General features: G+C 58.4%; 20 protein-coding genes. 14 read left to right on the top strand and 6 right to left on the bottom strand.

All coding sequences use genetic code 11. The annotated features are described in order from the left end of the window. Positions 1-3 precede the first annotated feature (3 nt). The 6 genes from J2X19_RS03785 to J2X19_RS03760 all read left to right on the top strand — a co-directional run bounded on the left by J2X19_RS03785 (position 4) and on the right by J2X19_RS03760 (position 8,056). Positions 4-906 carry a carbohydrate ABC transporter permease gene (locus tag J2X19_RS03785; RefSeq protein ID WP_310370779.1) on the top strand — a complete coding sequence of 301 codons (903 nt, stop codon included), beginning with the start codon at positions 4-6 and terminating at the stop codon, positions 904-906. A 13-nt stretch (positions 907-919) separates the two neighbouring features. Then, positions 920-1,807, top strand: a complete 888-nt coding sequence (locus J2X19_RS03780; protein ID WP_310370777.1) for a carbohydrate ABC transporter permease — start codon at positions 920-922, stop codon at positions 1,805-1,807. A gap of 31 nt (positions 1,808-1,838) precedes the next feature. Further along, positions 1,839-3,146: an ABC transporter substrate-binding protein gene (locus J2X19_RS03775; RefSeq protein ID WP_310370775.1), complete on the top strand. Its 1,308-nt coding sequence runs from the start codon at positions 1,839-1,841 to the stop codon at positions 3,144-3,146. 13 nt (positions 3,147-3,159) lie between these two features. Next, positions 3,160-4,572 carry an alpha-glucosidase/alpha-galactosidase gene (melA, locus tag J2X19_RS03770; protein ID WP_310370773.1) on the top strand — a complete coding sequence of 471 codons (1,413 nt, stop codon included), beginning with the start codon at positions 3,160-3,162 and terminating at the stop codon, positions 4,570-4,572. A 14-nt stretch (positions 4,573-4,586) separates the two neighbouring features. Further along, positions 4,587-5,738 carry an ABC transporter ATP-binding protein gene (locus J2X19_RS03765; protein ID WP_116604718.1) on the top strand — a complete coding sequence of 384 codons (1,152 nt, stop codon included), beginning with the start codon at positions 4,587-4,589 and terminating at the stop codon, positions 5,736-5,738. A 173-nt stretch (positions 5,739-5,911) separates the two neighbouring features. After that, complete coding sequence (locus J2X19_RS03760) at positions 5,912-8,056, top strand: alpha-galactosidase (protein ID WP_310370770.1); 2,145 nt, start codon at positions 5,912-5,914, stop codon at positions 8,054-8,056. A 1,347-nt stretch (positions 8,057-9,403) separates the two neighbouring features. Here the strand turns inward: J2X19_RS03760 and J2X19_RS03755 are convergent. Next, positions 9,404-10,027, bottom strand: coding sequence for a tyrosine-type recombinase/integrase (locus tag J2X19_RS03755; RefSeq protein WP_310370767.1), 624 nt, complete (start codon positions 10,025-10,027; stop codon positions 9,404-9,406). Between the two features lie 130 nt (positions 10,028-10,157). On the opposite strand from J2X19_RS03755, the gene J2X19_RS03750 reads away from it, so the two are divergent. The 3 genes from J2X19_RS03750 to J2X19_RS03745 all read left to right on the top strand — a co-directional run bounded on the left by J2X19_RS03750 (position 10,158) and on the right by J2X19_RS03745 (position 11,215). After that, positions 10,158-10,397 carry a hypothetical protein gene (locus J2X19_RS03750; RefSeq protein WP_310370765.1) on the top strand — a complete coding sequence of 80 codons (240 nt, stop codon included), beginning with the start codon at positions 10,158-10,160 and terminating at the stop codon, positions 10,395-10,397. A gap of 67 nt (positions 10,398-10,464) precedes the next feature. Beyond that, positions 10,465-10,689: a zinc-ribbon domain containing protein gene (locus J2X19_RS25900; RefSeq protein WP_405048589.1), complete on the top strand. Its 225-nt coding sequence runs from the start codon at positions 10,465-10,467 to the stop codon at positions 10,687-10,689. 73 nt (positions 10,690-10,762) lie between these two features. Beyond that, the gene (locus J2X19_RS03745) at positions 10,763-11,215 is read left to right on the top strand and encodes a hypothetical protein (RefSeq protein ID WP_310370763.1); all 453 of its coding nucleotides are present in this window, start codon (positions 10,763-10,765) and stop codon (positions 11,213-11,215) included. A gap of 1,210 nt (positions 11,216-12,425) precedes the next feature. On the opposite strand, the gene J2X19_RS03740 is transcribed toward J2X19_RS03745, so the two are convergent. Then, a complete protein-coding gene (locus J2X19_RS03740) occupies positions 12,426-12,812 on the bottom strand; it encodes a DUF5071 domain-containing protein (protein WP_310370761.1) in 387 nt (128 codons plus the stop codon). A 652-nt stretch (positions 12,813-13,464) separates the two neighbouring features. On the opposite strand from J2X19_RS03740, the gene J2X19_RS03735 reads away from it, so the two are divergent. Then, positions 13,465-14,340 carry a hypothetical protein gene (locus tag J2X19_RS03735; protein ID WP_310370759.1) on the top strand — a complete coding sequence of 292 codons (876 nt, stop codon included), beginning with the start codon at positions 13,465-13,467 and terminating at the stop codon, positions 14,338-14,340. A gap of 346 nt (positions 14,341-14,686) precedes the next feature. Next, positions 14,687-15,208 carry an HD domain-containing protein gene (locus J2X19_RS03730; protein ID WP_310370757.1) on the top strand — a complete coding sequence of 174 codons (522 nt, stop codon included), beginning with the start codon at positions 14,687-14,689 and terminating at the stop codon, positions 15,206-15,208. On the opposite strand, the gene J2X19_RS03725 is transcribed toward J2X19_RS03730, so the two are convergent. The 4 genes from J2X19_RS03725 to J2X19_RS03710 all read right to left on the bottom strand — a co-directional run bounded on the left by J2X19_RS03725 (position 15,094) and on the right by J2X19_RS03710 (position 17,707). Continuing rightward, on the bottom strand, positions 15,094-15,747 hold the full coding sequence (locus J2X19_RS03725) for a P-loop nucleotide/nucleoside kinase family protein (RefSeq protein WP_310370755.1): 654 nt from the start codon (positions 15,745-15,747) through the stop codon (positions 15,094-15,096). The two genes, J2X19_RS03730 and J2X19_RS03725, sit on opposite strands and share 115 nt — an antisense overlap. Before the next feature lie 105 nt (positions 15,748-15,852). After that, positions 15,853-16,170: a hypothetical protein gene (locus tag J2X19_RS03720; RefSeq protein ID WP_310370753.1), complete on the bottom strand. Its 318-nt coding sequence runs from the start codon at positions 16,168-16,170 to the stop codon at positions 15,853-15,855. 234 nt (positions 16,171-16,404) lie between these two features. Then, entirely contained in the window at positions 16,405-16,845 is a 441-nt protein-coding gene (rpiB, locus tag J2X19_RS03715; protein ID WP_310370751.1) for a ribose 5-phosphate isomerase B, read from the bottom strand. A gap of 496 nt (positions 16,846-17,341) precedes the next feature. Then, entirely contained in the window at positions 17,342-17,707 is a 366-nt protein-coding gene (locus J2X19_RS03710) for an aminoglycoside phosphotransferase/kinase family protein (protein WP_310370749.1), read from the bottom strand. Between the two features lie 76 nt (positions 17,708-17,783). Between J2X19_RS03710 and J2X19_RS03705 the strand changes: the two genes are divergently transcribed. From J2X19_RS03705 to J2X19_RS03695, 3 genes are all read left to right on the top strand, one after another. Beyond that, on the top strand, positions 17,784-18,245 hold the full coding sequence (locus J2X19_RS03705; protein ID WP_310370747.1) for a DUF4259 domain-containing protein: 462 nt from the start codon (positions 17,784-17,786) through the stop codon (positions 18,243-18,245). 146 nt (positions 18,246-18,391) lie between these two features. After that, entirely contained in the window at positions 18,392-18,601 is a 210-nt protein-coding gene (locus tag J2X19_RS03700) for a hypothetical protein (RefSeq protein ID WP_310370745.1), read from the top strand. 26 nt (positions 18,602-18,627) lie between these two features. Then, positions 18,628-19,086: a DUF4304 domain-containing protein gene (locus J2X19_RS03695; RefSeq protein ID WP_310370743.1), complete on the top strand. Its 459-nt coding sequence runs from the start codon at positions 18,628-18,630 to the stop codon at positions 19,084-19,086. Positions 19,087-19,104: the final 18 nt, after the last annotated feature.

The raw sequence follows: 19,104 nt of genomic DNA, 5'->3' as shown, positions 1-19,104 counted from the left end.
ACGATGCAAGCCAAATTACCGCACGCACTCAGCGCCACGCGGCGCGCCGAAACCCTGACCGCCTGGGTGCTGGTGCTGCCGGCTTTCATCGGTTTCGCGGTGTTCTATGCCTGGCCCACGCTGCGCGCCATCGAAATCAGCCTGACCGACTGGAACATGCTGCGCAGCCCGAAGTTCGTCGGCCTGGCCAACTACGCCGCCATGGTGCAAGACGGCAAGTTCTGGCAGGGCATGAAGCTGTCGGCCATCTATGTGGTGCTGAACATCCCGCTGCAAATCGTGCTGGGCCTGTTCTTGGCGGTGGCGATGGACCGGCTGACCAAGTCGCTGTTCGTCAAGTCGCTGGTGCTGCTGCCCTATCTGCTGTCCAACGTGCTGGTGGCGATGATGTGGTTGTGGATGCTGGACCCGCTGCTAGGTCTGGTGAACTCCCTGATCGACGGCCTGGGCTTTGACCGCCAACCCTTCTTCGGCGGCGCCGACCAGGCGCTGCTCACCGTGGCCGCAGTCAATATCTGGCGCCACATGGGCCTGGTGGCGATGCTGTTCCTGGCCGGCCTGCAGAACATTCCGCGCCATCTATACGAAGCTGCATCGTTGGAGGGCGCGAGCGAATGGCAGATGTTCTGGCGCGTCACCCTGCCGCTGCTGCGCCCGGTGATGGTGTTTGTGCTGGTGACCAGCGTCACCGGCTCGTTCCAGATCTTCGACACCATCGCCGTGACCACCAACGGCGGCCCGCTGGATTCCACCCGCGTCATCGTCCACTACATCGTGCAGAACGCCTTCAGCTTCTACAAGATGGGCTACGCCTCAGCCATGTCGATGACGCTGTGCGTGGTGATGGTGCTCTACACCGTGTTCCAGATGCGGGTCATGAATGCTTCGCAAAACGACCTCGCCTGAAGGACGCAACACCATGAGCAACCACCGCCTGTTATCCCCCGGCCGCATCCTCGCCTGGGCCGGACTTCTCGCCATGCTGGCCATCACCCTCACCCCCTTGTGGATGGTGGTGAAGACGGCGCTGATGCAGCCCACCAACGTCTACACCGAATCGACGCAACTGCTGCCCAGCGACCCGACGTTGGGTAACTTCCAACGGGTGCTGGGCTTTATGACGCAAGCGGAAAGCGAGGCCATGGGCGGCTCGGGCGCCGAGATCAACTTCTTGCGCGCCCTGGGCAACTCGCTGCTGTTCACCACCATCATCGTGGTGCTGCAGGTGGGCTGCGCGTCCATGGCGGCCTATGCGTTTGCCCGACTGCGCTTCCCGGGACGCAACACGCTGTTTGGCCTGTTTGTCGGCTCGATGATGGTACCTAGCGTGGTGACCTTCATTCCCAATTTCATCCTGATCAAGGACCTGGGCCTGCTCAACACCATGACCGGCATGGTGGCACCGTTCTGCCTGATGCAGGGCTTCTCGGTGTTCTTTCTGCGCCAGTTCTTTCTGTCGATCCCGCGTGATCTGGAAGAGGCTGCGCTGCTGGACGGCGCCTCGTTCCTGTACATCTTTACCCGGGTGGTGATGCCGCTGAGCATCACGCCGCTGGCCACGATTGCCATGCTCACCGGCATCAATATGTGGAACGAATTCTTCTGGCCCTTCCTGGTGGCCAAGGACGAGATGCAGCAAGTCTTGCCGGTGGCACTGCAATCTTTCAAATCCCAGACACCCCAAGGCCAGCCCGACTGGACCGGGCTGATGGCGGCCACGGCCATCACGGTGCTGCCCACCATTTTGCTGCTGGTCGTATTCGGCCGACGCGTCGTGGAGTCCGTCCAATTCAGTGGCGGTAAGTAAGTTTTTTCAACCAACCATAACGGAGACAAGCATGAAATTCCCATTCACCACCCTGGCCGCAGCAGCACTCGCCTGCGTCGGAACCACCCACGCGGCGGAAGTCAAATACCTGCTGTGGGACGCAATGCAACTGCCCGCCTACAAGCAGTGCGCCGCCGACTTCGAGAAGAAAAACCCTGGCACCACCATCAAGATCAGCCAGTCCGGCTGGGACGACTACTGGGCCACCGTCTCCACCGGTTTTGTCTCGGGCACTGCACCCGATGTGTTCACCAACCACCTGGCCAAGTACCCTGAATTTGCCAAGAACGGCCAGCTCGTGGACCTTACCCCGCTGATACAGCGCGACAAGGTGGACACTGCGGCTTACGCCCCCGGCCTGTTCGAGATCTGGGGCCGCGAAGGCAAGCAGTATGGCCTGCCCAAGGACTGGGACACCATCGGCTTCGTGGTCAACATGGAGATGGCCAAGAAAGCCGGTGTGACGCTGGCCGACCTGCAGAGCATGACCTGGAACCCCAAGGACGGCGGCAGCTTCGAGCAGATCGTGCGCAAGCTCAGCGTAGACGCGGCCGGCAACAACGCCACCAGCCCCAGCTTCGACAAAAAGAAGGTCAGCGTCTACGGCTACCAAACCCCACGCGGCGCGCCCGGCATGATGGGCCAGACCGAGTGGAGCCACTTTGCACAGTCCAATGGCTTCAAGTTCCAGGACAAGCCCTGGGACACCAAGTTCTACTACGACGACCCCAAGCTGGTCGAGACCATTGCCTACATCGCCGGCCTGCCGGGCAAGGGCTTGTCGGCCAGCTTTGAAAACGCCAAGTCGCTGGGTTCGGACGCGATGTTCGTCGGCAAGAAGGTGGCCATCGTGCCGCAGGGCTCGTGGATGATCACCTACTTCAAAAGCAACGCCAAGTTCGAGAATGCCTGGGTACCGCTGCCCACCGGCCCTACCGGCACGCGCGCCACCATGTTCAACGGCCTGGCCGACTCCATCTGGGCCGGCTCCAAGGTCAAGGACGACGCCTGGAAGTGGGTCAAATACCTGGGCTCAGCCGACTGCCAGAGTGTGGTGGCCAACACCGGCGTGGTGTTCCCTGCCATCAAGGGACAGGCAGAACGGGCCATGGAAGTCCAAAAAACCAAGGGCATCGATTCCAGCGCCTTCCTCACCATGGCCAAGTCCAAGACCTTTCTGATGCCGATTGCCGACGGCGGCTCCGAGATCGACGAAGTCATGAAGTCCGCGCTGGAAGGCGTGCTGATGGGCAAGACCGATGCGGCCACCGCATTGAAAGCCGCAAATATCAAAGTCAATGAATTAGCCAAGAAGTAAGAAGTTCACCACCATGCAAGGCCGTATCAAGATCACCCTCATCGGGGCTGGCAGCATCGTCTTCACCCGCAATCTGCTGGGCGACATCTTCTCCTACCCAGAACTCGCAGACTGCGAAATCGCGCTGCACGACATCGACGAGCACCGTCTGCGCCTGGCCGAAATGGTGGCGCAGCGCCTGGCCGGCACGCTGGGCGTGTCGCCGACCATCACCGCCAGCACCGACCGGCGCCGCGCGCTGGCCGATGCCCGCTTTGTCATCAGCACCATCCAGGTCGGCGGCTACAAGCCAGCCACCGTCACCGACTTCGAAATCCCCAAGAAGTTTGGCCTGGAGCAGACGATTGGCGACACCCTGGGCATAGGCGGCATCATGCGCGGGCTGCGCACCATCCCCGTGCAGTTGGCGATGCTGAAGGACATGGAAGATGTCTGCGCACCCGGCGCCATCCACCTGAACTACGTGAACCCGATGGCCATGATCACCTGGGCGCTGAACCAGGCCAGCACGCGCGTCCCCACCGTCGGCCTATGCCACAGCGTGCAGCACACCGCGCACGAGCTGGCGCACGACCTGGGTATCCCGGCGGAGGAAATCGACTACCGCTGCGCCGGCATCAACCACATGTCGTTCTACACCAGGTTCGAGCACAAGGGTGTGGACCTGTACCCGCGCCTGCGGCAGCTCTATGCCGACGGCAAAGCCCCCGCCTGGAACCAGGTGCGCTACGAGATGCTGCACCAGTTGGGCCATTTCCCCACCGAATCCAGCGAGCACTTTGCCGAGTACGTGCCCTGGTTCATCAAGAAGGGCCGCGAGGATCTACTGGCCAAGTTCAACATTCCATTGGACGAATACCCGGGCCGCTGCCAGATTTTCGAGCATGCCTGGCCGTATATCGAGCGCGAGCTGCTGGCCCCTGGCACCCAGGACGCCAAGGCGCTCACGGCGCAACTGGAGGCCGCCAACATCCATGTGATGCCGCGCAACATCACCGAAGCCGCGCAGTTGCTCGAAGGCCTGAACAGCGTCACCCGCTCGGTCGAATACGGCGGGCAGATCATCCACTCCATGGTCAGCGGTATGCCGCGCGTGGTCTACGGCAATGTGCTCAACCACCAGTTGATCGACAACCTGCCCCAGGGCTGTGCGGTCGAAGTGCCCTGCCTGGTGGATGCCAACGGCGTGCAGCCCACACGGGTCGGCAAGCTGCCGATCCAGCTGGCTGCGCTGATGCGTACCAACGTGAACGTGCAAGAGCTGGTGGTCGCTGCGATCACCGAGCAACAGCGCGAGCACGTCTACCACGCCGCCATGCTGGACCCGCACACCGCCGCGGTACTCGACCTGTCGCAAATCCGCGCCATGGTCGACGAGCTGCTGCTGGCCCACCGCGCCTTCTTGCCCGAATACCTGCACGCCTGAAAGAGAGCACCACCATGGCCAGCATCGAACTCCGCTCCGTCCACAAAACCTATATGGACGACGTGGCGGTCATCCGCGACGTGGACCTGCACGTCAAGCAAGGCGAGTTTTGCGTCTTTGTCGGGCCCTCGGGCTGCGGCAAGTCCACGCTGCTGCGCATGGTGGCCGGGTTGGAAGACATCAGCAGCGGCGAGCTGCTGATCGACGGCCAGCGCATGAACGACACCCAGCCCGCCAAGCGCGGCGTGGCCATGGTGTTCCAGAGCTATGCGCTGTTTCCGCACATCAGCGTCTACGACAACCTGGCCTTCGGCATGACCCTGGCCAAGATGGACAAGGCGCTGATCCGCAAGAAGGTCACCGCCGCCGCCCAGGTGCTGCAGCTCGAACACCTGCTGGACCGCAAGCCCAAGGCCTTGTCCGGCGGGCAACGCCAGCGGGTGGCGATTGGCCGCGCCATCGTGCGCGAGCCCGGTGTGTTCCTGTTCGACGAACCCTTGTCGAACCTGGACGCATCCCTGCGCGTGCAAACCCGCTTCGAGATCGCCAAGATCCACCGTGACTTCGGCAAGGCCAGCACCATCTATGTGACCCACGACCAGGTCGAGGCCATGACCCTGGCCGACCGCATCCTGCTGTTGAATTCCGGCCCTGCGGTGCTGAAGGAAGGCAGCGTAGCCCAGTGCGGCTCGCCGCTGGAGCTGTACCACCGGCCGCGCAACCTGTTTGTGGCCGGCTTCATCGGTTCGCCCAAAATGAACTTCCTGTCCGCCCTGCTGCTGGAAGGCCATGCCGACCACGCGCGGGTGCAGCTGCCCAGCGGCGAGGTGCTGGACGCCCTGGTCGATGCCAGCGCGCTGCGCCCCGGCCAGCCCGTCACCTTAGGCATACGCCCCGAACACGCGCTGCTCGGCACTGCCACCCAGCCCATCGTGCGCGAGGTGCAGTGGCAGGAACGCCTGGGCGAATCCACCTACCTGTTCCTGGCCAGCGGCGTGGCCAACCAGCCGCTGGTGGTCAAAGCCCCGGGCCAGGCCCATGCCGACACCGGCCAGCGCGTCGCCATCTCCCTGCCCGCTGCCGCCCTGCACGTGTTCGACGAAAACGGCCACGCACTGGAGCGGCGCATTCCCATCGCCGATACTCAAATTCCCCACGCTGCGTAGTTGCGCACACCCCCAGGCTCCAGTGCGATGCACTGATCCCCAACCCCCTTGCAGGGGGTAACACCAGTGGCCCGGCAAAGCCGGTTCCACGGTGCTTCTGGAAGTGTCCGCTCTCGTTGGACGGTGGGGTTAGGTGTTCTCACGCTGCTTAACTTGATATGCAAACCTCATCCATGACTGTTGAATTTCTGATCCTGCACAGCCAGCACAGCACACTGGTGCTCGAATGCCCACCCGATGAAGCCCCGCTGTGGCGCTATTGGGGGCCGCGCCTTCCCGATGGCAGCACGCCCGGCCCAGCCTTGCGGGGCACCCGCCCGCTGCCTTCGTTCATGCTCGACTTCGACCAGCCTCTGACCGTGCTGCCCACCTTCGGCGTCGGCTGGTTTGGCCAGAGTGCGCTGCTGGCGCACCGGGCCGGGCTGGATTTCGCCCAGGCCATTACCGAGTGCCAGGTGGAATGGACGGTGCCCGACAGCGCCGTGGTGCTGCACCTGCTGGACGCCGTGGCCCAGCTGCGCTTCGATGTATCGCTGGCGCTGGACGTGGCCACCGATGTGCTCACCCTGCACACCCGCCTGACCAACCTGGGCGATGCCAGCATCGATGTGCAATGGCTGGCCGCCGGCACCCTGCCCCTGCCCGGCCATGCCGACAGCGTGCGCTCCTATGCGGGCCAGCACAACCACGAATTCCTGCTGCAGACCGATGCGCTCAGCCGCAGCCAGTGGCGGCGCGAAAACCGGCGCGGCCGCACATCGCACGACTGCTTTCCCGGCGCGGTGGTCACCACGCCCGGCAGTACGGCAGACAACGGCCTGGTGTTCGGCGCCCACCTGGCCTGGTCGGGCAACCACCAGCAAACCATAGAGTGGCTGCACGACGGCCAGTACCAGTGGCAGATGGGCGAATGGCTGGCCCCCGGCGAAGGCTGGCTCGCGCCCGGTGCCAGCCTGCAAACACCCGAGGTCATTGCCAGCTGCTCGACCCAGGGCCTGAACGGCCTGGCGGCCAACTTCCATGCGGCCCTGCGCCCGCGCATGGCCTGGCCCGGCGGCAGCATGCGGCCGCGCCCGGTGCACCTCAACACCTGGGAGGCTTTCTACTTCGACCTGGTGCCGGCCGATGTGATGGCGCTGGCCGATGCCGCCGCCGCCGTCGGCGTGGAGCGCTTTGTGCTGGACGACGGCTGGTTCCACCGCCGCCACCACGACCGCGCAGGCCTGGGCGACTGGTGGCCCGACAGCGACAAATTCCCGCAAGGCCTGGGCCCGCTGGTGCAACACGTCAACGGCCTGGGCATGGAGTTCGGCCTGTGGGTCGAGCCCGAAATGGTCAACCCCGACAGCGACCTGCACCGCCAACACCCCGACTGGGCGCTGCAGATCACCGGCCGCCCGCTAATCACCGCTCGCAACCAGCTGGTGCTGGATATTTCGCGCCCCGAGGCCGCCGACTACCTGTTCGGCAAGATCGATGCGCTGCTGGCCGCCCATCCCATCCGCTACCTGAAATGGGACCTGAACCGCGACCTGACCACCGCCGCCCTGGCCGGCGGCCTGGGCAGCGCCGGTTACCGCGCGCAGGTGCTGGCCGTCTACGCCTTGCTGGCGCGGCTGCGCACAGCCCATCCCGAGGTGGAGATCGAAAGCTGCTCGGGCGGCGGCGGCCGCATCGACTTCGGCGTGCTGCGCCACACCCACCGCGTCTGGGCCAGCGACTGCATTGACGCCTTGTCGCGGGTGCAGATACAGCATGGCTTTGGGCAGTTCTTCCCGCCGGAGATCCTGGGCTCGCACATAGGCACCGCCCCCGCCCACACCACCGGCCGCAGCCAGTCGCTGGCCTTCCGCGCCGCGGTGGCGATGACCGGCCATCTGGGTGTGGAGCTGGACGTGCGCCATCTGGACGAATCGACCCGCAGCGCGCTTACCACCTGGATCTCTCGCTATAAAAATTGGAGGGGCCAGCTGCACCACGGCCGCGTCTGGCGCGGCGAGGCGGCCGATGGCCTGGTCTGGCAGGCGCATGGCGATAGCGATGATTTGCTGCTGTTCGTCTACCGCTGCCAGCCCACCAGCCACCGCTACACGCCGCCGTTGCGCCTGCCCATGCTGGACCCGCAGGCCCGCTACCAGGTCGAGCAACTGGTACCCATCGCAGAAGACGGCGCCGTGCAGTCCCCTGCACCCTTCTTTGATCAGCTACAGGCCGGCGGCGTGGAGCTGCACGGCGCCTGGCTGGCCCAGGCCGGCCTGCCGATGCCGCGTGCTACGGCGGAGACCTGTTTTATTGTGCGGCTGCGGCGGGTGGAGTGATACTCGGATTGCTATTTAAATAGTAGCTGCTAGTGCAGGTTTCTTCTGCGCTCGCGGTCGATTAGGTTTGTGCTTTTTTTGCGTGTTGTGGATGTCACAGACATCCCCGGCCGGGTGTGCGCCCGGCAGCGCAGTCACCTTTCTTTGCTTCGCCAAAGAAACGTAACCCAAAGAAAGGCGAGCCGAAGTCGTCGCCCCCTTCGCTGCGCTACTCGCCGACGCCACAGGCGTGGGAACCAACAGCCAATACCCAGCCCGGCGCAGCCGGGCTGCAACCGCCTCGCGCCCTAGGCGCGATGTGGCGCACAGCGCCACCGATCCCAATCCCCGGGGTCCCCCTCTGGTTGCGCCTAGGAGCACAGCTTCAAGTGGATAAGGGCCCGCGACTGTTTGAGGCCAAAGGCCGAGTTTGAGCGGGACCCCACTTGAAGCGAACACCGCAGGTTCCCGTAGCGCCAGCGAAGGGCGCAGACAGTGGGGGCGCCATTCTTTTGGTGACTTTTCTTTTGCGCAAAAGAAAAGTTACTGCGCCGCCGGGCGTATACCCGGGCAAGGATACCGGAGACACCAAACACATCCCTCAAAAGGCTACGACATCGCTGAAAGCGAAATAAGTTGCTTGGAAACAGTAGTCTCAGCGGCAGCTATGGGCGGCACAAGCAGCTCTACGGCTTGCCGAGGTCAATGTCCGCATGCGGTATCAAGTAGTCTTAGCAACATCTTTCAAAATTCATAGCTGCATGAAGTCCCGCGATGATCCAGAATAAGATCAACTCCCTTTTGGGCATAAGAGAATTCCGAGAATATTGCCAATGTCGCTTTCGAACTTTTGCCCAAATTGCGGGACTTTTCTCTCGGCGAATAAAAGCTGCCGACGTTGCACACAGGTCTCCTCGCCACAAAAACCTAATTCATCGACACTAAGATTTTTAGTCCGCACTTCTGATGTGATTGTTGTTATGGCAGTGCTGTTGTGTGCCTATGGCTTCTTCATCGCGCCGAGCTTCCTCGGCGTCATTGCCATTTGGATAGCGCTGCCGTTTGCGCTTTTATCCGCAGTTGGTCGGGCGGGTCTTCGATAGTGCACAGGGCAAGGACAACTTTGGAGTGCATCGAAAGTCGGCTATCAGTCTTGTAGCAGTCGTATGGTCGTTTTAGGCGATTGTCTGCTGTTGGCCGATAGTACCCATTCGCCAAAAACCTGCCAACGGCAGCAACCAGCCTGAAGCCGCCTTCTGAGTAGTCGGCTTTGCAGCGAAAGCAGCCGGTTGGGCTATCGCTGCGAACGACTCGTTTGCATGGATAAGCCGACAACCGAGTGTCAGGGCACCGATGCCGGCCATCTCTTCAAAGCTCAGTCTGCTCTGACATTTCCAAGGCGTCCTCGACCTCTATGCCGAGATAGCGAACCGTACTTTCCAACTTGGTATGCCCGAGCAGGAGTTGGACGGCACGCAGGTTCTTGGTTCTACGGTAGATCAACGTAGCTTTGGTTCGTCGCATGGAATGCGTTCCAAACTCCGTTGTATCGAGGCCAATTTCATTGGCCCAACGATGAACAATGCGAGCGTACTGCCGCGTCCCAATATGAACCGAGGCGTGAAGCCTGCTGGGAAACAGATAGTCATCAGCCCGTAGATTTCCCTGGTGCACCCAGGCTTCAAGCGCGTCACGGGTAGCCAGAGTGAGTTCGAACTGTACGGGACGGTGCGTCTTCTGTTGCATGATGGTCGCCCTACTGGCAATTGCAGAGCCATGGCAAACATCGCGAACTCGAAGTTTTATAAGATCGCAACCGCGAAGCTTGCTATCTAGCCCTAGATTGAACATGGCCAGTTCGCGTTGCCTTGATTGCATCTGCAATCGAACCCGAATGGCCCAGATATCCCTGATCTTGAAGGGGGCCTTCTGGCCGACGATTTTCCCCTTATTCCATGGGGTCGCGTAACTGGTCGATTTATTATGGTCCATGATGTGCTCCTGTTGAAGGTGCGACGGCGCCGTCTTCGCGTTGACGGACGTCGCCACAATATGGTGCGATGACCCTCGATGGAGAAAAATCGGCCATTAGCGGTCGTCCAATTGGAGGAGGCAGAGAAAAATGAAGACTGAATCACAGCCCGAGCTAGAGGGCGGGACTGCCGATGCTTTTGGAATGACCGTGCGGTTTGTGTGCGGGGCACTACTGGGCTTGGTGTTCGGCGTGAGCGCGTGCGTCACCCTTTGGCCGCTGAGCATCTTTGGCGCGTGTACGCTTGTGGTATTTTTCGTCGCTGCCTGCGGCATATGCGCCGCTCATTTTGGCGACAAATTCTGGGCCAATCTTCGATGGCTGCTGTAGTGGCTAGCGCTGCGGCTATCGGCCAGAAGCGGACATAAGGAGCGTTGTTAAACAGCGCTTACATCACATGGGAATCCAAATAGACCGTTCGCAATGGTGCAAGCGTAGCCAGCGTACAACTGGGCACTATGATGAACAGGCGGTGGAGTACGAGGGCATTCGCTACCAATGCAGAAAATGTACTCGCTCATTTGTTTTTACCGCTGAAGAACAGCAGGCCGCATATGAAATTGAGAAGCGATTTGTCCAATATCTTCCGAAGTTCTGTAAGGATTGTTCGGGTCCTGAATAATCGGCGGTAGTCGGCCAAAAGCGGACGAGCCCAAAATTGCGCTGCACAATTTCCTCACACAGGATTTTTTAGAATGAGAAAAATACTCACATGGATTTTTTTGTTGCCGCTATGTCTTTTTGTGATTGTTTCGGGCTCAAAAGCGGCTCAGTCAGAGTGGTGGGGAGCTGCGCCAGCCGAGTTAACCGTGAATGATGAGCGCATGTGGTTTTCCGATTTGTTAGGTGTCCAACAATTGGGCGAACGAATCTGCGCCATTAGATATCAGAGTTTTATGGGTCATGAAACGGCGCATTTGTTTCGAGGCATCAAGCGCGAAGGCCGCACTGAGCTTGTCAAAATTCGCAGAATTCGCGGGGAAATGATAGAGGGGCCAACAATGGAGCTATACAGCGGTGTCACGGGTATTGCGCAAAGGATTTACGTTGGTGGAAATGAGGAGCCGAGGGTGTTCTTCTTAACCGCAGCGTCAGTTTCTGCGCAAATGCCTCAATCGATTGAGCTTTCTGCTGAATGCGCAGAATAGATTTTTGGTGGGGATATATTCAGAAATACGGCATCATTTGATGCTTTGTGACCAGGCTGCAAAAATAAAGTTAATGCCCGCTTCGGGCCCACAAGAGACGTTCCGTCAGCTCAAAAGCGGGCATTCCGCCGTTCCAGCTTGGAAGCATGCGGCACGCGCAACATTGTTAAACGCACGTTATGTCGGGTGCGTGGGTTTGAAAAACAACTTCCACGACGGATACATTGCGGCAGTCAGGCATGCCAATGCCACGATACCCAGCAGGTACCCCTCTATAGCAAATGCAAATATCATTTCAGCCGCGGCTACGATTGCAAATAGCCAGGTAAGCCCCATTGCCAATGTGCCAGCTACGAAAAAGAGTACTTTGGACAACATTTATACAGTTTTGCATATCACTGAGAGTCGCCCACGGCGGTCTGCTAGTGGCCGATATCGGCAGGTGTACACCGTGGAAGCTGGGTGACTGAATCAGTCAGTCTGTAGACCTCGTTGAACTATTTTTCGCAACCGAGGGCTAACTTCCTGATTTCTCAGAGGAACGAAGCGCCCCTCTTCCGCGGCTGCAAGAGCGCTTGCTATGCCTAGCCCCACCCCCATGCCAACTCCTGCTCCCAACGAGCTAATTCCAGTAGGCACGGAAGGAAAAGCCTCCAATGGTATCTCGGCCGGAGTGTCTTTCTGCCCGGCCACGCCAGTTGCATCAACGGCGTTCATCTGAGCCGTTGTCAAATAGGTTCCAACAATCGAGAACGCATATGGGAACACGGATTCATCTGAAGGAACGTGAATTCCACAATCAGCTATAGCCACGTGCTTTCCAGCACCGCCTTGCCGCCCCATCCAGCCCGGGTCAACATATACCGAGCGATAGCACAGCGGAGGCCCCACGTAATAAAAGCCGCTTTCATCCCGCGCGACCGCCACATAGCGTCCGGACGTTAGGGTTACTTGCATGCGCTGACTACCTGGAAAGTTCGCAATGTACTGATAAGGCTCTTCTAGGACGATAGATTGAACCTTACTCTCCGGCGCAAGTCGAGTCGGAGCTACTCCAACGCAGCCGCATAGAAGGCTAATTGTGCTGAAAACGACTGCATAAGCTAAGTTTCGTAAAATTTTCTCTTGCTCCATGGATTTCGTTCTTGAGTGTCGTACGTAGGTAAAAATGATAACCGCTCTAGTCAGCCGGATGACCGCAGTTGGCCGTTTACGGAATCGCGAGCATGGTGCTCGCCATTGAATCCAATTCCTCCGCTGCTTCGCTCGCAGTGGGGCATCTAGCCAATCGCTCGAGTTCTGGATGAAGTAGCCTCTTCATTTCGACTGACTCAGCAACGACTGTCTGTAGAAGAAAATATTTCCAAGTGTCATCGTTTCCGTTAAGAATCAGCCTGACGTGGGGGACAAGAGGGAGCCCGATAGCCGCCAGGAGTGGCGCCAGCACTCGAGCAACGGGCCAGTTGCCGTCCTGAGCCCATTGAAGGAGCTGTGGGAGTATCGGCTCGACTGCCGGATAACCCAGCAGAACCAAGGCTTCAGCGCGCTGCACATCGTGCTTGTCGCGTGGCAGCATTCTCAATAATTCAAGGCTCATTTTTTAGTGCACAGGGTAGTGCTACCCAACGTCCCTATGTTGGACCAACATTGGCGATGTCCGCTTCTGGCCGGGTGCAGTCATCGTATCAGGCAGCGTTCGTTTCGGATCGTGCATGCGTACATGTGCACGATCGAGGGGGCCTCCGGCGGCCTGGCAGGGGCCCGCTCAGTAAATCGGGGAATAGAAGTCAAATATTTCCTTCGTGCAAACTTCCGCAGCACGAATCTACGGAGGTAAATTAGTTACTTGAATAAGATGCAAAAATCATGCATGGAACATGTTTGCGAGAATCGTTCAGACTGTCCAAGGCACCGAACTTGATGCGCACAAGAACCGGAATACGCACTTCCATCACCACTCCATTCCTAAGAGAAAAAGGCGACGATAGGGAAATGGACCGTCGCATCTTGCCGCAGAAGCGGGGAGCGCGGAGCGAGGCAGCGCGGGTCATCATCAAAAATAGGGATAGGCGGAGGGCGGCAGGCAATGTCCTGCCTGCCGAATTCTGTCCCCACCATCTGACTGCTCGCCGTATAGCGGTCAGCTTTTAGTCGAACGCGGCCAATCCAGTGAACTAGGCCCCCGAGATTGCCACCGCTTAGTTCGCCACGTAAACTTGCACTGTCACCGCGGCAACAGCTCCACCACTATGCCCATCCAACGTAGCGAAATCACACCTCCAAAGCCCCGCGACCTTGTGTGCTTTGGATACGCAATCGAGAATTGGGAGGCGGAAGGCGAGGTCGCGAAACACTATGTCGGATCCACAAATGCACGAACTTGGTCGTCCAAAGTGCGGATCTACGTTACACGACGCCACGACTGGGTCTATGCGCATGGAAACTTCGTTTTTGAAGGCCATATCTATCCGACGAAGCTCCTAACCAGCGGCAAGTATCCACTCAGCACTCTTGTCGAGAACCTCGTTGCCATGCCGGATTCATTTAGCGTTCCTGGGCGCTATTCCGAGTTTCAGGGTGCTTTTTTCAATGAGTTTCGATATTTCGTTGATGAGGCAATGTTCTCTGGGGGCATGGATCACCTTGCATTTGATGGCCTTCGCCATTGCTCAGTCCTTGTTGGCTCGCCACCAGAAACCACTTCCTTTGACATTTTTAGGAAAAGGACTTCGGACCGTTTCGTATTTAATATTGGAAGGATCGATCATATGAGTACAAACAATTTCAACGTGTCGGGACAAGGGAACGTAGTTGGGCCGAACGCGAGAATCGACAACCAAACCAATACACAGCAATGGGCACAAGCGTCCGGCAATTTAGACTTAAACGCGCTCGCTAAAGAACTTGGGACACTTCGAGCAGCGCTCCGAGTTGAAGGCAAGGACCTAGAAAACGATCAAGCTCTTGCCAGCGTTGCGGCTGCCGAAGCGGCCGCAACGGTAAACGACGGAACCGCTGCACTTAAGCATCTCAAAGCGGCTGGAAAGTGGGCCTTTGACGTAGCTACCAAGATTGGTACAACCGTAGCCGCTAAGGCAATCGAAGGAGCGCTTCACATCCCGTAAGGCAGGGGGCCAACCCTTCCATCGAGCGGACGTCGCTCATGTCAAACGTTGAGGTTGTAAAAAAACCTATCCAGAGAAATTCCCTATGAATCGCACTAAAAGTCGACGCATCAGAACGGCGTATACGCCACGATCTCAGGCAAGGGAAGGGTTCGCGCCCCCCGAAATTGCGCTGCCGCTGCGCATGTGATAGTTTTTTTTACAGCCTCGTTGAGCGTCCGTTTTCTCAACCAGTCACTGACTGGTATTGGCCGTATTCTGCCGTACGGTCGGCCAATTTCGGACGTTCAAGGTCGAGCTCCAGCGAACCCAAAGCGGTCGGTCGCTTCTAAGCCAGAATACACCTATGGAAAACGCTAACCCTGCGGCTGCCCGCGCCTATGCGCTTCACATGCACGGCTCCCAACTGTATGGGACGCACCCTTACTCTTATCATCTTGATGCGGTCGCTGCAACACTCGCCCCTTATGGGCCAGGCGCTCAAGTCATAGGGTATCTGCATGATGTTGTGGAAGACACCGATGCCACGGTTGCTGAGGTACGTTCTCGCTTTGGAGACGAAGTCGCTGCATGCGTGGCGCTCCTCACCGATGAACCTGGCGCGAACAGAAAAGAACGTAAAGCAAAGACCTACGCGAAACTGGCCAAGGTGGCGGGGCTGGAGGAGCTTGCCTTGATTGTGAAGACGGCAGACCGGCTCTCCAATGTCCGGGCGTGCATAAAGGACGCTAACCGAGAGCTTTGGAACGTCTATTACAGCGAACAGCCCGTGTTCAAGGAATCCGCATTTAGGCCAGGTCTCTGTGATGAACTGTGGTCGGAACTTGGTGACCTGTTGAGCGTTGACAAGCTACCCTCCCCTGCGTGACTGAAATCGGCCACTTTCTGCCTTTGATTACTGCCGGCAGTCCCGCTGCGCCAGTTTTCCAGAATCAACTCGGCCGCGTCGCTCGCGCTGACGAGCGACGAATCAATGACTAGGCGGGCTGTGGTCCAGTCCTCGTATTCATGCTGGAGAACGGCTTCCCATGTTGGCAGAGTGAAGTCCGGAATGTCAGCTCTTCGGCCTTCCACACGCCTGCGGTGTTCGGCCAGGTCGGAGCACACGATTTCAACCTCAAGAATGTCTGAGCTTGTGCTGGCTGCCACAGCCTGCCACGCCTCGCGAGTGACCAAAAGTGGATTTACGCAATCGGCAATAACGGTCATTCCGAGCGCCAGATTGGACCTTGCAAGCTCGTACGCAACGACATAGCCGGCGGGGCCAACCTGCTCGAGCGAGCTCACTTTCTTTAGTGCCTGCTCAATGATGTCGATGCGAAGAAAGACAGAGGGCGAACGGATAGCGAGTTCGCGGGCTATGGCCGTCTTGCCAGTGCCCGGAAGCCCGCCGAGAACAATCAACATCGGCTTCTCCGTGGTGGATTTGATTGAACCCGAGTGATGACTAGGGAGGTCTGCCATTGGCCGACGGCCGTCGATGTGGACCGTTTCCGGGCATTCTGGTGCAGTCTACTGAAGCGGGGCAGCCCGGTCGATTCGCTCAAATAGTTGCACCATGGGGATGGTGACAGGAAAAGATTCAATTCGATAGCGCTCACAGATGCGCGTAACAACCCACTTGTCCCAATATACGCCGTAGGCTTCGTCGTCAAACGCTCGCAGGTCCTCCCGGTCGTCAAGACCACAGCCGCTGAAGTCTGACAGCGCAGACTCATCAGTCATCAACGCCCAAGGCAAGCCAAAAATCTCGCTCAAAAAGCGGTCAGCTAGCTCCTTAAAAGCATCTATACGGTCGCTTGAAGCAAAGACTAAAGGTGTGTCGCTCATGGGGAAACATTTTGCCGTGATTCGCTCAAAAATCCACGCTCAGACGATTGGGAGCTCCTGGTCGACCGCAAATTGGCCGCACTCCGCCTGAAGACTGGCAGGCTCAGATGGGCCCAATGCTGTCCTTCCCACCACTCGTTAGCCGACTTCTTCCCATAGGCAAAGAAGTTAAGCGAAGTAGGTCCAGCGGGAACTGCACACCGCCAGGTTGGAAATCAGGCTTGCGTACCCCCGTCATTCCAGGTTGATTTTCGCAACCCGCGTTGCATGACGTCCGCCTTCGAACTTGGCGCCCAGGAACGAGTCAACGATGTCGATTGCAGTGCCTATGCCCACGATTCGCGCCCCGATACAAAGCACGTTGGCGTCGTTATGCTGGCGAGACATCCGCGCAGTTAAGGGCTCGCTACACACCACCGCGCGCACCGCCTTGTGCCGATTTGCTGCGATAGACATGCCCACACCTGTCCCGCATACCAAAATTGCGCGCTCAATTTCGCCCGCTTGGATGGCATTCCCCACGGCGTGGGCGAAATCGGGATAGTCACACGAGTCGCTTGTTGTCGTACCGAACTCTCGCACGACGCAGCCACGCTTCTCAAGCTCTGCGACCAAGGTACGTTTCAGCTCCAATCCGGCATGGTCGGAAGCTACTCCCAATAGTTGTTTATTCATAACCGCATCCTCCTTGACGACTGATATTTGCTGAAACCCGTTAGCTAACTTGGGAAATTGGCATCAAGTTTCGCCCCGCTCGAGCCTGCAGGGGAAACACCTTTTTGTGCCAGTACATATGCGGTGCCGCGAACCAGCTTTCGTTTCCGTCGCTTCGGAATTGTGCGAGCTGGCGCATCGGTATGCCATAGCGGTGAAAGAGCGCAAGAAGGTCGCGCAGGCTTGCTTGAGAAATTCGTTTGGACCGGACGACCAGGGTGTCCTGCTCCCATCGTAGAACGCCAGGAATTTCCACCGCCCATTCAAACAGATGTTTTTCGTCTAGCTGTGAGCCAAACCTGATTCCTGAACAGTCCAAAAGAACCATCTATTAGTCCAATGCGGGTAGCTGGGTAAGTGTTCGACAAAGACTAACGGCGAATGTCGGCTCCTGACCAACTGTAGCCGAAGCTGTGCCCGGCACAACGGAGGCCATAGCGGCTGTTGGAATATGCCGCTAAGTTGGCAATTGCAACGCCTCCCATTGGCGTAGTAATTCGACCTGTCGGCGGAGTTGGTCGGTCGGTATTGCTTGGGAACCCCAGACCGGAACGCGTCCTGCGTACTCTCCCAGCAACCAAAATTGCCGCACCGCCATAAAGCGTGCGATGGCGGCAAGGTCGGCATCTGCGACCGGGCGTTTATCTCGGTAGGCGGAGATGTAATGCTTCCACCGCATTTCCACTTTATCGGAAGCCCTGCCGTCCGGTACGCGCGGATATAAGCTCCATGGGTAGACTGCCAGCTCATACGCCAGATAGCCCGGTCCGGCCTCGTCGAAATCGAAAAATACGGCTTGGCGTTGTCCTTCGGTGTCGGTCACGCCGAAGTTGTTCTGACCGTGTGCGTCACCGCTTAGAAATTTGGACCTCACTCCACCTCGCGCTTCAAGGAATCAAGTGAACTACCTGAAACAAGTTGGCGTTGCCTTGTTCATGGCTTTAATTGGTATTACGGCCAACGCCGGCACCTGGGGTGAAGGCCCGTTTGACAACGATGATGCGCAGGACTGGTTGGCCGAATGCTCGCGTTCCGCGACTCCTGCCGTGATTTCCCAAGCAATCGAATCGGCGTTGAAGCCTGGTCCGGTTGATGCCACAGAAGGTTCGATAGCCATCGCAGCGGCAGAGGTCGTCGCTGCGGCCCACGGGAAAGGAATAGACGCTTTAAATGCGCAGGTTGCTCCCTGCCTCGCAAAGAAACCAACCACTGAAATCCGTGCTCTCGCCCCTCAAGCCCGAAAAGTAGTGGCCCGTGTGGCTGACCCGAACTCTTCTGAGCTTGCGCAGCTGTGGGCGGAAGGTAAACCGAATAGATGGGCATTGGGACTGACTCGGCTTGCAGCGCGACTCCAGCCCTGACCACGTCTCAAACCATCAAAGGCGATAGACCCTCAAGGGAGCTAAAACGGCTGGTTCAACAGGCCAATAGGTCACCGCCGGACGCTCGGTAGAGGGATGGCAAGTTACGGCCAGAAGTAACATCTCACAGAACAGGCGAAATAGCAATGCAGCTGTCCTCTTCAAAGACGTGGTTCAAGATGGAAGGTGCATCGGCTCAGGCGCTCCGTATTCTTGCGGACGTGGTGACCGCAGGGCTTCCTCAGGAATATTTAGACCTGTTGGCATATAGCAATGGCGGCGAAGGCCAAGTTATCCATATTTCTGATGATTGCTTGAACGTCCGGCATTCCCAGCTGGGGCAACATACGGCCTGAAGCAGATATCCAAATCGGAGCTGGTGATGACAGTACATGCGTTGGGAAAAGCGCTCGCATCCGACCTTCATCGCGTTGCGCTAAAAGGACGGGGCTTCAAAAAGTCAGGGAACACGTTTAGCCGCGAACACGAGGACTACGTGGAAATGCTGCAGATTCGGGGCAGCGATTGGAACTCCGGCGCGGAACCATGGATGTTTTACGTCAACGTCAGCGTGCGCTTTACGAATTTGACGAATTCCTTCGCCTCACAAGGCTCCAAATACGACGCGGATGGCCGGATTGACCGAATCGTTTTAGAGGCTCCCGGCCGCTTTGAACTCACCAGGCAGAATCTCAACGAGGTGACATCGATGCTGGCAAGTCTTAGCGAAAAGGCCAGTCACCTACTGCCTGGCCTGCTTGTCCCCGTTCGTGAACGAGCGAGCCATGGGCTGTATTCGCCAATTCCTGTACCTGCAACATGGCTCGCTGGCCAGGCATAGCTGCAATACCTTGGCCCT

This window comes from Rhodoferax ferrireducens, from assembly GCF_031458075.1.
Classification (GTDB): domain Bacteria; phylum Pseudomonadota; class Gammaproteobacteria; order Burkholderiales; family Burkholderiaceae_C; genus Rhodoferax_B; species Rhodoferax_B ferrireducens_A.
Note: the sequence above shows the minus strand (reverse complement) of the source record. Positions and strands in the feature narration are given on the sequence as shown.

What these genes read in the sequence shown, in the direction of transcription:
- J2X19_RS03700 (WP_310370745.1), top strand. Translation starts at nt 18,392, where the DNA reads ATGCAGCTGTCCTCTTCAAAGACGTGGTTCAAGATGGAAGGTGCATCG.
- melA (WP_310370773.1), top strand. Translation starts at nt 3,160, where the DNA reads ATGCAAGGCCGTATCAAGATCACCCTCATCGGGGCTGGCAGCATCGTC.
- J2X19_RS03760 (WP_310370770.1), top strand. Translation starts at nt 5,912, where the DNA reads ATGACTGTTGAATTTCTGATCCTGCACAGCCAGCACAGCACACTGGTG.
- J2X19_RS03720 (WP_310370753.1), bottom strand. Translation starts at nt 16,170, where the DNA reads ATGAGCGACACACCTTTAGTCTTTGCTTCAAGCGACCGTATAGATGCT.
- J2X19_RS03725 (WP_310370755.1), bottom strand. Translation starts at nt 15,747, where the DNA reads ATGTTGATTGTTCTCGGCGGGCTTCCGGGCACTGGCAAGACGGCCATA.
- J2X19_RS03740 (WP_310370761.1), bottom strand. Translation starts at nt 12,812, where the DNA reads ATGAGCCTTGAATTATTGAGAATGCTGCCACGCGACAAGCACGATGTG.
- J2X19_RS03730 (WP_310370757.1), top strand. Translation starts at nt 14,687, where the DNA reads ATGGAAAACGCTAACCCTGCGGCTGCCCGCGCCTATGCGCTTCACATG.
- J2X19_RS03755 (WP_310370767.1), bottom strand. Translation starts at nt 10,027, where the DNA reads ATGGACCATAATAAATCGACCAGTTACGCGACCCCATGGAATAAGGGG.
- J2X19_RS03750 (WP_310370765.1), top strand. Translation starts at nt 10,158, where the DNA reads ATGAAGACTGAATCACAGCCCGAGCTAGAGGGCGGGACTGCCGATGCT.
- J2X19_RS25900 (WP_405048589.1), top strand. Translation starts at nt 10,465, where the DNA reads ATGGGAATCCAAATAGACCGTTCGCAATGGTGCAAGCGTAGCCAGCGT.
- J2X19_RS03735 (WP_310370759.1), top strand. Translation starts at nt 13,465, where the DNA reads ATGCCCATCCAACGTAGCGAAATCACACCTCCAAAGCCCCGCGACCTT.
- J2X19_RS03780 (WP_310370777.1), top strand. Translation starts at nt 920, where the DNA reads ATGAGCAACCACCGCCTGTTATCCCCCGGCCGCATCCTCGCCTGGGCC.
- J2X19_RS03765 (WP_116604718.1), top strand. Translation starts at nt 4,587, where the DNA reads ATGGCCAGCATCGAACTCCGCTCCGTCCACAAAACCTATATGGACGAC.
- J2X19_RS03775 (WP_310370775.1), top strand. Translation starts at nt 1,839, where the DNA reads ATGAAATTCCCATTCACCACCCTGGCCGCAGCAGCACTCGCCTGCGTC.
- J2X19_RS03785 (WP_310370779.1), top strand. Translation starts at nt 4, where the DNA reads ATGCAAGCCAAATTACCGCACGCACTCAGCGCCACGCGGCGCGCCGAA.
- J2X19_RS03695 (WP_310370743.1), top strand. Translation starts at nt 18,628, where the DNA reads ATGACAGTACATGCGTTGGGAAAAGCGCTCGCATCCGACCTTCATCGC.
- rpiB (WP_310370751.1), bottom strand. Translation starts at nt 16,845, where the DNA reads ATGAATAAACAACTATTGGGAGTAGCTTCCGACCATGCCGGATTGGAG.
- J2X19_RS03745 (WP_310370763.1), top strand. Translation starts at nt 10,763, where the DNA reads ATGAGAAAAATACTCACATGGATTTTTTTGTTGCCGCTATGTCTTTTT.